The sequence below is a fragment of the Vannielia sp. genome (assembly GCF_029212645.1).
Lineage (GTDB): Bacteria > Pseudomonadota > Alphaproteobacteria > Rhodobacterales > Rhodobacteraceae > Vannielia.
The window spans coordinates 84415-94953 of the sequence record NZ_JARGND010000006.1; the positions used below are offsets into that span (position 1 = coordinate 84415).

Below are 10539 nucleotides of genomic sequence, written 5' to 3' on the forward strand. Positions count from 1 at the left end.
AGGAAAGCTGAAAGATGACACAAGCGCCAAACGTCTATGACGCAGAGCCCATCCCCGAAGCCGCGCGCGCTGAAATTGACCGGTTGCTGCAATCGGGAGACCTTTTCCGTTACACCGCGCCGCAAGACGCCCCGGTGGCGCTGCTTGAGCGCGAATTTGCCGAGATGATGGGCAGCCGCTACGCGCTCGCCGTCTCCTCCTGCTCGGCGGCGCTGTTCTTGTCGCTGAAGGCGCTCAACTTGCCGAAAGGCGCGCGCGTTTTGCTCCCCGGTTTCACCTTCGCCGCCGTTCCCTCGGCGGTGGTCCATGCCGATTGCCAGCCGGTTCTGGCGGAGGTGGGCCCGAATTTTCGGGTGGATCTGGCTGATTTCGCGGCCAAATTGCCCGATGTGGATGCGGTGATCATCAGCCATATGCGCGGCCATACCTCGGATATGGATGCGATCATGGCGCTGTGTGATGCCGCCAATATCCCGGTGATCGAAGACGCCGCGCACTCGCTTGGCACCGTCTGGAAGGGCCGCAAGGTGGGCACGATTGGCAAGATCGGCTGTTTCTCCTTCCAAAGCTACAAGCTGGTGAACGCGGGCGAAGGTGGCATTTTGATCACCGATGATGCCGATCTGGTGGCCCGCGCGGTGATCATGTCGGGCGCCTACGAACATAACTGGAAGAAAAACATGGGCTTGGCGGAGAGCTTCGTCAAATGGCAAAACATGCTGCCGCTTTACAATATGCGTATGCAAAACCTTTCCGCCGCCGTGATCCGCCCGCAGTTGGGCGAGGTGGCCCGCCGGGTGCGCGATGGCCGTGCGGGGCATGATCGCGTTGCGGCGGCGCTTAACCTTTCGACCTGGCTTGATGTGCCGCCGCCGCTTGAAGGCGAGCAGCGCGCGCCGGATTCGATCCAGTTCAACCTTGTTGATATGTCTGATGAGGATGTGGCCCGCTTTACCGAGGCTGCCGCCGCCCGTGGGGTAAAGGTGCAGGTCTTCGGGATGAGTGATGACAACGCCCGCGCCTTCTGGAACTGGCGCTTTATCGAAGGGCTGCCAGAGCTGCCGCAGACCCGCGCCATGCTGATGCGCGCCTGCGATGTGCGCCTGCCCGCACGGCTGACCGAGGATGAGCTTGATTACATCTCAAGCGCCCTTGTGGGCGCCGCAGAGGCCGCCAAAGGGGCCGCTGCGGCCTGATAACGGCTTGCATATTTTCAACATCAAGGCCCTGCGGAGCGACCAGCGGGGCCTTTTCTTTTAGGGGCCAGCAAGGAACGCCTTGCAGAATTGCGACGTTTTGCACCCATCCGCCCTGCCTGCTAAGCTAGCTTTAACTGACCTTCCAAAAATGGCATCCGGGCGAGCGCGGGGGCGACGACGAGCTCCTTGATCAGCGGGCGCAGCTTGCCTGCCATCCGCCCCGGCATCTCGCCAAGCACCCCGGCGCGGGCGTTGAGGGAGATGGTGCGCGACAGCGGCGCAAAGGGCAGCGGCAGGATCTCGGCCTGTTCGCGGAAACGGTGCGCACGGCTGAGGCCAAGCGGCGTGAGGATCGTCCACCCGGCCCCTTCAGCGACCATGGCCATGATGGCGTGATAGCTGTCCAGCTCAAAGCGGTGCGACAGGCGCAGATTTTGCCGCGCCAGATGGTCGGCAATGGTGCGGCCCATCAGGTGGCGGGTGGTGTATTGGATCAACGGCAGGGCGCGCAGCTGCGCCACCACATCGCCCGCTTGATCGACCGCGCCGCGCGGAACGGCGGCGACGAACGGCTCTACCATCAGCGGATGCACCTCCATCCAGCCCGCCGCCGCGCCCATATCGGCGGCCACGATCACATCAAGCGCGCGGGTGTCGAGCAGATCGAACAGGCGGTGCGAGGGGCCGGTTTCGAGCAGGAACTGGCAGGACGAAAGCTCACCCGCCATCGCCGACAGCAGGCGCGGCGTTACATCGGCGTCAAAATCCTCGATCATGCCAAGGCGCAGCGAGGTGAGCGCGGCCATGTCACTGCCCGCGATCTCGGCCCGGGCGGCGGCGGCCTCGTTGAGGATGTTTTGCGCGCGGCGTTTCAGCGCCTCTCCCGCCGGGGTGAGCGCGACAGGGCGCACCGAGCGGTCCATCAGCGGCACGCCCAGCGCCGCCTCCAGCGCGGTGATCTGCTGTGACACGCCCGAGGGCGAGGCCCCAAGCCGGCGCGCCGCCGCCGAAACCGCGCCTTCCTCTGCCGTCGCCAGAAAAACCTCAACCTGCCAAAGCGTGATGCGGCCTGCTTTATCAGACATGGGGTGGGCTCCTGGTCGTGGTCACGCTCGGGGTAATGGGGGTGGCCCGCGTTTTGGCCCGCCCATCACCGCCGCGAAAAAACAACGCCGCGACCGGATGGGCCGCGGCGTGGAGGGCTATTTATCAAACGCCGAAGCGCTACTTGCCCATCTTGGCAAGCTGCTCCTGAAGCGCGGCAAGCTGGCTTTTGATCTCGTCAAGATCCTTGCCCTCACTCGCCTCTGGCTTTTCGCCGCCTTCGGGGCTTGGCCCGGAAGTGCCAAAGGGCGCAACGCCGCCACCCATGCCGCCGGTCATCGCCTTCAGGAACGCCTCTTGCTGGGCGCGCATCGCATCAAAGCCGGGCATATTGGCCATCGGGTTGATCTTGGTCATGTTCTCCATGACCTTGCTCTGCCCGCCCTGAAGCATCTCGAAAGAGGCGGCAAGGAACTGGGGCACAACCGATTGCGCCTGCGTGGCATAGCTGCGAACCAGATCGGTGAGCACATTGGTGGGCAGCACGTTGTCACCCTTGCTCTCGTTGTCGGCAATGATCTGGAGCAGGTATTGCCGCGTCAGATCATCGCCCGACTTCAGATCAACGATCTGCACCTCGCGGCCATCGCGGATGAAGTTCGAGATATCTTCGAGAGTGACGTAATCCGAGGTCTCGGTGTTATACAGCCGCCGACTTGCGTATCGCTTGATCAGCAGCGGTGCCTTTTCATCTGACACTTCTTTCACTCCCCTGGGTTTTTGCAGTGCAGCATAGCTCAGCGTAGTGCAGCATTTTTCAAATTGAAAGCACTTCGCTCAATCCTTGCGCAACAAAAAAAGGGCGAGCCCGGAAGCTCGCCCTTTGATCACGCCCTCAGGGAGGAGGAAGGGCGTGTTAAATTTTGCCGTGGCTTACTTGCCAGCAGCGGCTTTTTTGGCAGCAGACGTCACCTCGGTGGTGGCTTTCTTGACAGCCGAAGTCGCTTCTTCGGAGATGTCCTTGCCAGCGGCAAGCATCAGGTCAACGGTTTCCATCTGCACTTTCTTGGCGATCTCTGCGAAAGCGGCCATGTTCTCGGCAGCCATCTCGGCCTGAGCCGATGCGAAATCGGTCATGGCTTTGGAGTAATCGGTGGGCTCATCTTTCACCTTGGCGATGTCGCCGGCTTTGGTGATGGTGTCTTTGGTCCACTTTGCCGACAGCTCGGTCGACTTTTCAGCAGCCTCAAGGGCCACAGCCGAGAGCTTCTCGCCCAGAGCGGCGGACGTTTTGAAAGCGTCCTGCATGGCGGAACCGTCCACGGGGAAGGACGCCATCATGTCTTGCATCATCTTGGTCATGTCGTTGGTAGCTTTAGCCATTGGTCAAACTCCTCAGGGTCTGGTTGCATCGGCCCTTGGTTGCTCGTTTGCAATGGGCCCGGTGTTTCGTTCTGAGGAATAGATAGATGCTGCACCGCAGAAAATCAACCCCTTTTTCTGCGGTGCAGCATAATTTTCAATTGTGGATTTTCAGCTACTTAACGCGTTGGACGTAGGTCCCCGGCGCTTTTCCGAGGGAAGGATGCCGGGAATCACCCGGTTGACGGGCCTCAACCATTTTCCCGCTATGCGTGCTTAGCCACTTTTCCCAGCGCGGCCACCAACTGCCCTCGTGAAATTCGGCCCCCTCCAGCCACGCTGGCGCCTCGGCCTTTAGATCCGGGTTGGTGTAGTGGCCATATTTCTTTTTGGAGGGCGGATTGACGATGCCCGCGATATGCCCGCTTTCCGAAAGGATGAAGGACTTTTTCTTTGAGCCCATCGCCCGCACCCCGGCGTAAGAGGCCTTCCAGGCGGCAATGTGGTCGGTCTCGCAGGCAATGGCGCAGAGCGGCACGGTCACATCCTTGAGCGAGAGCGTTTCGCCGCACAGCTCGATGGTGCCTTCGGCCAGTTCGTTCTTCTGGCAAAGGGACCGCAGATATTCCACCGCCATCTTGCCGGGCAGGTTGGTGCCGTCGCCGTTCCAGTAAAGCAGATCGAAGGCAGGCGGGGTTTGGCCCAGCATGTAGCTGCGCACCGCAGGCTTGTAGATAAGATCAGTGGAACGCAGGAACGAGAAGGTGCGCGACATGTAGAAACTGTCGAGATAGCCGTGCTCGCTCACCTCATCCTCGATCGCATCGACGAAGTCATCGGTGAGGAACACCTGAAACTCGCCCTGATCCTCAAAATCGGTGAGTGTGGTAAAGAAGGTGGCGCTTTTCACCGATGTGTCACCGCGCTTCTTCATCAGCGACAGGGTGAGCGAAAGGGTGGTGCCAGCGATGCAATAGCCAACCGCGTTCAGCTTCTTCTCGCCGGTGATCGCCTTCACCTCGTCAATCGCGGTGAGGTAACCCTCTTCGATGTAGTCCTCCAGCCCGGTATCGGCATAGCGCGCATCGGGGTTGACCCAACTCACCACAAACAGCGTGTAGCCCTGATCGACGATCCAGCGGATCATCGAGTTTGCCGGTTTCAGATCGAGAATGTAAAACTTGTTGATCCACGGCGGGAACAGGATGATCGGGGTCTGGTGCACCTTTTCGGTTTGCGGCGCGTATTGGATCAGCTCGAACATCCGGTTGCGATAAACAACCTCGCCCTCGGCGGTGCCAATGTTGCCCCCCACCTGAAAGGCGTCCTTGTCGGCGAGGTTCACCACAAGATCGCCCTGGTTGTCCTCGAGATCGCGCACCAGGTTCTCAAGGCCGCTCACAAGGCTTTGGCCCTCGGTCTCAACCGCACGTTCCAGCGCCTCGGGGTTGGTCGCCAGAAAGTTGGTGGGGCTCATCAGGTCAATGATCTGGCGCGAGAAAAACTCCAGCCGCTGCTTGTCGTGCGGTTCTATCCCGTCAAGCGCCTCCACCGCGTTTTCGATGGCATCGGTGGTGAAAAGATACTGCTGCTTGACGTAGTTGAAGTAGGGATGGCTCTTCCAGAGGGGCGACACAAAGCGCGGATCGTCCCGATCATCCTCGGGTGCCGCGAGGGTTCCGCGCGCCAAGGCCTGCTGGCTTTCCATGTAATGCTTAAGGGTATTGCCCCAATAGCTGACCTGCTGTTCAAAGATCTTCGACGGATTTGAGACCATTTCCTGCCAATAGGCCGAGGCGGCCTTTGCATAAAGGTCAGGGGTTGGCCCCTGCAATCCGGGGCGCACATTGCGCTGGTTTGAGAGGGCAGAGACCAGTCTTTGCGAGAGTTTTTCGATCTTCGCGAGGTTCTCTTCCAGCTCGCTGGCCGGGGAGTCCTGCTTCGCTGAATCAACTGCTTCTGTTTCCTCAGTTGTCATTTGCTTCTCCCCCCCTTAACTTTATCTTGAGGGTAACGTCGCAACCTTGGGAGGGGCAAGCGACAATATGCACCCTCCCGGTCGGGAGGGCAGCGACACGAAAAAAGGGGCGCTGCATGAAAAGCATGATGAGCTACGACCTGATGGAATCCATCCGGGTGACCAACCAATGGATGGGGGCTTCGGCCAAGGCACTCTACTCCTACCCGGCCTTCGGCCTTTCCACCAACCCCTTCATCGCGATGACAGCGGCATGGGGCGAAGTCACTGAGCGAAGCTTCGCTCGGATGGTCGCCAAACCCGATTGGAACATCTCTCACGTTGTGGGCTCCGATGGGCGCGATCACCTCGTTCAGATCGAAACCGTCGTCACCCGCCCCTTCGGCGATCTCATTCACTTCAATATCGTGGGCCGCGAGGAAAAGCCGCGCAAGGTGCTGGTGGTTGCGCCAATGTCGGGGCATTACGCCACGCTGCTGCGCTCAACCGTGGTGTCGCTGCTGCCGGATTGCGAAGTTTATATCACCGATTGGCACAATGCGCGCGATATCCCGGTCAGCGAAGGCAAGTTCGATGTTGAGGATTACACCCTCTATATCGTCGACTTCCTGCGCGAGATGGGCCCCGATACCCACGTGATTGCCGTTTGCCAGCCCGCCCCGCTGGCGCTGGCCGCCACCGCTTACCTCGCCGAGGAAGATCCGGCAGCGCAGCCCAACTCGCTCACCCTGATCGGCGGCCCGATTGATCCGGGAGCCGCCCCCACCGAGGTGACAGATTTTGGCGCCTCCGTCACCATGGGCCAGCTTGAGCGCCATGTGATCCAGCGCGTTGGCTTCAAGCATCGCGGCGCCGGGCGGCTTGTGTATCCCGGCCTTCAACAGCTTTCGAGCTTCATCGCGATGAACGCCGATACCCACAGCACCGCCTTTGTTGACCAGATCATCGCCGTGGCAAAGGGTGAGGCCGCCGAGCATGACCGCCACAACAAGTTCTATGACGAATACCTCGCCGTGATGGACATGACGGCCGAGTTTTACCTTTCGACCGTTGAGCGCGTGTTCAAAGAGCGTGAAATCGCGCGCAATATCTTTGTGGTCGATGGCAAGCAGGTGGATATTTCAAAGATCACCGATGTCGCGGTGAAAACCGTTGAAGGCGCGAAAGACGATATCTCGGCCCCCGGCCAATGTGTCGCCGCGCTTGATCTGTGCACCGGCCTGCCGGACAAGATGAAAGCCTCGCACCTTGAGCCGGGCGCAGGCCACTACGGCATTTTTGCAGGCCGCAGCTGGCGTAACAATATCCGCCCCCTGGTGCTGGATTTCATTGATGCGAACTGCCGCCACGCCAAGCGCCAAAAGGGCAAAAAGGCCAAAGCGGCAAGCTGAAGGCACACATCCTGAAGGCGGGCATCTGAAAACGGTAAGAAGGCGGGACATGTCCCGCCTTTTGTCTGTTCAGGGCGCGGGCCTTCAGGTGAGCAGCAGCGGCGCATCCAGAAAATCATTGAGCGCGTGATTCACCGCCGAGGGCTGCTCAAGCGTCAGGTAATGCCCTGCCCCCGAAATCACCTTCAACTCGGCGTTGGGCAGCAGATCGGCCAGAAATTCATGGCGTTTGACGCCGCAAAGCTGGTCATACTCGCCGCAGAGGATCAGCGCGGGTTGCTTGGCCTTGCGCAGGGTGCGCTGCGGATCGGGGCGGCGCTGGAGGGCGCGGGATTGGCGCACAAAGGTGTCCGGCCCCATCGCTTCGGCCATGTCGAGCGCAAGTTCCACCACCTGGTCACGGTGGCCCACATCTCCCACGCCGGCGGCGGAGATGGTTTCACGCATCACCTCGATCAGGCGGCCATTGCGCACCCCAATGATCCCCGGCTCGCGCTCGGCGGCGGCGGCAGGCGGCTCAACGATGGCGGTTGTGCCTTGCAGCACCATCCGGCTCACCCGATCCGGCGCGCGGTTGAGAATTTCCATGGCAACCATGCCGCCCAGATACTGGCCATAAAGCGCAAAGCGGCGCGGCGCCCCATCAAGCACCCGCTGCGCCAGCGCGCCAATGCTGTCGGCCTGGCTGACAGCCGCCACCTGCACTGCCCGCTTGGGCGAAAAGCTCATGATCTGAGGCCAGAAAACACGGGCATCGCACATGAATCCTGGAAGAAAAACGAGAGGGTCGGCCATGTGGCGCCAGTCCTTGCCTGTGCCGCTCTGGAGTATCGTGGCGGCTTGGGCGCAAGGTTAAACCGCGCCCTGCCCCCCTGCAAGGTGAAGCGCCGCCCCAGCGAAAAATCGCCGGGATTTCACCGCCCCTATTGGTAGCCATTCCAGCGAAACGCGCCCTCTGGCCCAAGCGGTGAATGGGGGTTCCAGGCAACTTCCCAGATGTGGCCGTCGGGATCGGCGAAATAGCCGATATGGCCCCCCCAGAAAATATCATGCGCCTCGCGCAGCACCCTGCCGCCCGCCGCGCGGGCCTGCTCCAGCAGCGCCGCCACATCGGCCTTTTCGCGCAGGTTATGGCTAAGGGTCGCCGCGCCGTGGCCCAGCGTTTCAATCGGCACGCCCATATCTTCGGCGAGTTTTTCCAGCGGATAAAGGCCCAGCGTTTGCCCGATCAGATCAAAGGCAATCACCCCATCCGGGGCCTCTGCGCGCTGCCAGCCAAGGGCTTCGTAAAACGCCGCCGAGGCCTCAACATCCTGCACACCAAGTGTAATCAGGCTGATCCGCTGTTCCATCACCCTGCTCCCATGACCATCGCAGCCAAGGGTAGCGCGAACGAAAGGAGAACGCCAGCGCCTAGTTTTTCTTGCGGGTCAGGATCACAAAGAGCGCAATCGCCATGGTGATGAGGTTGGTGATCGGCATCCCAATCGTGCCGCCGCCAGCCGGGCCGGGAGCGCCGGGATCGGCCTGCTCGATGATGGCCGTCAGTTCCTGAACGTCATTGCCGGTCAGGCTCAGATCATCGCCACCGTCTTCGGCGATTTTCTTGAAGGCCTTGGCCAGCGCTTCCCAGGCCAGATCATCGCCCGTCATCGCGCCGATCAGATCAGAGATCGCCGCGTTCAACTCGGCGGCCAGCGCGCGCAACTCGGCGATATTGCCCAAGTGGCTGTTGAGCGATTGTTTTGCCGGGAACGACAGCTTGCGCGGATTGCCGTAGCGCACCTTCAAAAAGCCCTCGTCAGAGTGCAGCGACCGCTCGATCATTGTCAGCTGGGACGTCCAGCGATTCACCTTTTGCATGATCTTGTTGTGGCTGTCAGAGGTTGTCTTCACGGACGCCCCGGCCGAAACCTCAAGGGCCTCGGCGCGCACGTCCTGGATGAGTTTTTGCAGATGAATCCGCTTGGCTTCATGGTTCATGGAATAGCCCTCACTTGGGATGCAAATAGATTTTGAAATCGGCTTCGGGGCAGAAATTTCCCCAGCCATAGGTGTTAGGTAATCACACCCGCGTGACCTTTCAAGCGGGGCATGGCCTAATTTCGGTGCGCTCGGATTCACGGCGCCAAAAGTGGCAAAACGGCAATTTCAGGCAGCTAAGCCGCGCCAATCACCGCCGAATTGTCGCAATTTCACAAGCTCGCCAAAACGTCTTCGAGCGATTCCACGATCAAATCCAGCTCTTTCGGGGTGGAAAACCGGTGATCGGCTCCCTTCACCAGCGTCAGCCGGATGTCATCGCCTTCGGCATGGTCGAGCAGCCGCAGCGCGACAGACATATCCACATCCGCGTCCGCCGTGCCCTGCAAAAACCGCACCCGATAGGGCAGCGCCAATGGCTCGCGCAGCACCAAATGCGCGCGCCCATCCTCAACCAACCTGCGGGTTATGATGTAGGGATCACCGTATTCCGAAGGCAGCGCCACCTGCCCCTCCTCCATCAATGCGGCCTTCTGCGCCTCATCAAACCCGTCCCACATGCTGTCTTCGGTGAAGTCGGGCGCGGCGGCAATGGTCACAAGCCCGGCGAGCTTTGCGCCCAACCGTTTGGCCATCAGAAGCGAGATCCAGCCGCCCATCGACGAGCCAACCAGCACCACCGGCCCCGCCGTGAGCGCCGTGATCGCGGCTTGCGCATCTTCCGCCCAATCGCCGATCGCACCCTCGGTGAAGTCCCCCGAGCTTTGCCCGTGTCCCGAATAGTCAAACCGCAAAAAGGCGCGCCCCCCGGCTCGCGCCCAGGCCTCCAGATGCAGCGCCTTGGTGCCCTCCATGTCAGACTTGAGGCCGCCCAGAAACACCACGCATGGGCCGTTTCCTTCGAGGCGGTTGTAGGCGATGCGGCGGCGTTGCGGGGTGTCGAGCGTTTCCATTGGTCCTCCGGGGTTTGCGCCGGACCCTAGGGCGCAGCCCCGCCCCCCGCAAGCCTCTTGCCCCGGCCCCGATTTGGTGCGCAAATTCCGTCTTATGACACACCCTCGCTACACCGATCTCGCCCAGAGCCTGCCTGCCACCGTCCCCTTTGTGGGCCCAGAAACCCAGGAGCGCGCCCGTGGCCGCCCGTTTGCGGCCCGCCTTGGGGCCAATGAAATGGGCTTTGGCCCCTCGCCCGCTGCCATCCGCGCAATTGGCGAGGCGGCGCGCGGGGCGTGGATGTATGGCGACCCGGAGATGCACGATCTGCGCCGCGCCCTTTCGGCCCACCTGCGGGTGCCACCCGAAGCGGTGATTCCGGGCAGCGGCATTGATGGGCTGCTGGGCGAACTCACCCGCCTGCTGGTCTCGCCCGGTGACGCGGTTGTGACCTCTGATGGCGCTTATCCCACCTTCAACTACCACGTCGCGGGCTATGGCGGTGTGCTGCACAAGGTGCCCTACCGCGACGACGCCGAAGACCCGGAGGCCCTGCTCGCCAAGGCCCGCGAGGTGGGTGCCAAGATGATCTACCTCGCCAATCCCGATAACCCGATGGGCAGCGCTCATGATGCCGCCACGTTGGCCG

General features: G+C 61.2%; 11 protein-coding genes. 3 read left to right on the plus strand and 8 right to left on the minus strand.

What is annotated here, in order from left to right:
* The first annotated feature begins 14 nt into the window (after positions 1-14).
* Entirely contained in the window at positions 15-1196 is a 1182-nt protein-coding gene (locus P1U55_RS03570; RefSeq protein ID WP_301046123.1) for an aminotransferase class I/II-fold pyridoxal phosphate-dependent enzyme, read from the plus strand.
* Positions 1197-1318: 122 nt separating this feature from the next.
* Here P1U55_RS03570 and P1U55_RS03575 read toward each other — a convergent pair whose 3' ends face one another.
* The 4 genes from P1U55_RS03575 to phaC form a co-directional block, all read right to left on the minus strand.
* Complete coding sequence (locus P1U55_RS03575) at positions 1319-2284, minus strand: LysR family transcriptional regulator (protein ID WP_301046124.1); 966 nt, start codon at positions 2282-2284, stop codon at positions 1319-1321.
* A gap of 139 nt (positions 2285-2423) precedes the next feature.
* Positions 2424-3002, minus strand: a complete 579-nt coding sequence (gene phaR, locus P1U55_RS03580; RefSeq protein ID WP_301046125.1) for a polyhydroxyalkanoate synthesis repressor PhaR — start codon at positions 3000-3002, stop codon at positions 2424-2426.
* A gap of 174 nt (positions 3003-3176) precedes the next feature.
* A complete protein-coding gene (locus P1U55_RS03585; RefSeq protein ID WP_301046126.1) occupies positions 3177-3626 on the minus strand; it encodes a phasin family protein in 450 nt (149 codons plus the stop codon).
* A 154-nt stretch (positions 3627-3780) separates the two neighbouring features.
* Complete coding sequence (gene phaC / locus P1U55_RS03590) at positions 3781-5583, minus strand: class I poly(R)-hydroxyalkanoic acid synthase (RefSeq protein ID WP_301046127.1); 1803 nt, start codon at positions 5581-5583, stop codon at positions 3781-3783.
* A 116-nt stretch (positions 5584-5699) separates the two neighbouring features.
* On the opposite strand from phaC, the gene phaZ reads away from it, so the two are divergent.
* Entirely contained in the window at positions 5700-6974 is a 1275-nt protein-coding gene (gene phaZ / locus P1U55_RS03595) for a polyhydroxyalkanoate depolymerase (protein ID WP_301046128.1), read from the plus strand.
* Positions 6975-7058: 84 nt separating this feature from the next.
* On the opposite strand, the gene P1U55_RS03600 is transcribed toward phaZ, so the two are convergent.
* From P1U55_RS03600 to P1U55_RS03615, 4 genes are all read right to left on the minus strand, one after another.
* Positions 7059-7703, minus strand: a complete 645-nt coding sequence (locus P1U55_RS03600; protein WP_366943010.1) for an alpha/beta hydrolase — start codon at positions 7701-7703, stop codon at positions 7059-7061.
* Positions 7704-7897: 194 nt separating this feature from the next.
* The gene (locus P1U55_RS03605) at positions 7898-8326 is read right to left on the minus strand and encodes a VOC family protein (protein WP_301046130.1); all 429 of its coding nucleotides are present in this window, start codon (positions 8324-8326) and stop codon (positions 7898-7900) included.
* Between the two features lie 61 nt (positions 8327-8387).
* On the minus strand, positions 8388-8957 hold the full coding sequence (locus tag P1U55_RS03610) for a hypothetical protein (protein ID WP_301046131.1): 570 nt from the start codon (positions 8955-8957) through the stop codon (positions 8388-8390).
* A 212-nt stretch (positions 8958-9169) separates the two neighbouring features.
* Positions 9170-9910 (minus strand): alpha/beta hydrolase, encoded by a 741-nt coding sequence (locus P1U55_RS03615; protein ID WP_301046133.1) that lies wholly within the window; start codon positions 9908-9910, stop codon positions 9170-9172.
* A 94-nt stretch (positions 9911-10004) separates the two neighbouring features.
* Between P1U55_RS03615 and P1U55_RS03620 the strand changes: the two genes are divergently transcribed.
* Positions 10005-10539: aminotransferase class I/II-fold pyridoxal phosphate-dependent enzyme (locus P1U55_RS03620; protein ID WP_301046134.1), on the plus strand; the 535-nt coding region annotated here is incomplete at its 3' end.

What these genes read in the sequence shown, in the direction of transcription:
- P1U55_RS03570 (WP_301046123.1), top strand. Translation starts at nt 15, where the DNA reads ATGACACAAGCGCCAAACGTCTATGACGCAGAGCCCATCCCCGAAGCC.
- P1U55_RS03575 (WP_301046124.1), bottom strand. Translation starts at nt 2,284, where the DNA reads ATGTCTGATAAAGCAGGCCGCATCACGCTTTGGCAGGTTGAGGTTTTT.
- P1U55_RS03585 (WP_301046126.1), bottom strand. Translation starts at nt 3,626, where the DNA reads ATGGCTAAAGCTACCAACGACATGACCAAGATGATGCAAGACATGATG.
- phaC (WP_301046127.1), bottom strand. Translation starts at nt 5,583, where the DNA reads ATGACAACTGAGGAAACAGAAGCAGTTGATTCAGCGAAGCAGGACTCC.
- phaZ (WP_301046128.1), top strand. Translation starts at nt 5,700, where the DNA reads ATGAAAAGCATGATGAGCTACGACCTGATGGAATCCATCCGGGTGACC.
- P1U55_RS03600 (WP_366943010.1), bottom strand. Translation starts at nt 7,703, where the DNA reads ATGAGCTTTTCGCCCAAGCGGGCAGTGCAGGTGGCGGCTGTCAGCCAG.
- P1U55_RS03605 (WP_301046130.1), bottom strand. Translation starts at nt 8,326, where the DNA reads ATGGAACAGCGGATCAGCCTGATTACACTTGGTGTGCAGGATGTTGAG.
- P1U55_RS03610 (WP_301046131.1), bottom strand. Translation starts at nt 8,957, where the DNA reads ATGAACCATGAAGCCAAGCGGATTCATCTGCAAAAACTCATCCAGGAC.
- P1U55_RS03615 (WP_301046133.1), bottom strand. Translation starts at nt 9,910, where the DNA reads ATGGAAACGCTCGACACCCCGCAACGCCGCCGCATCGCCTACAACCGC.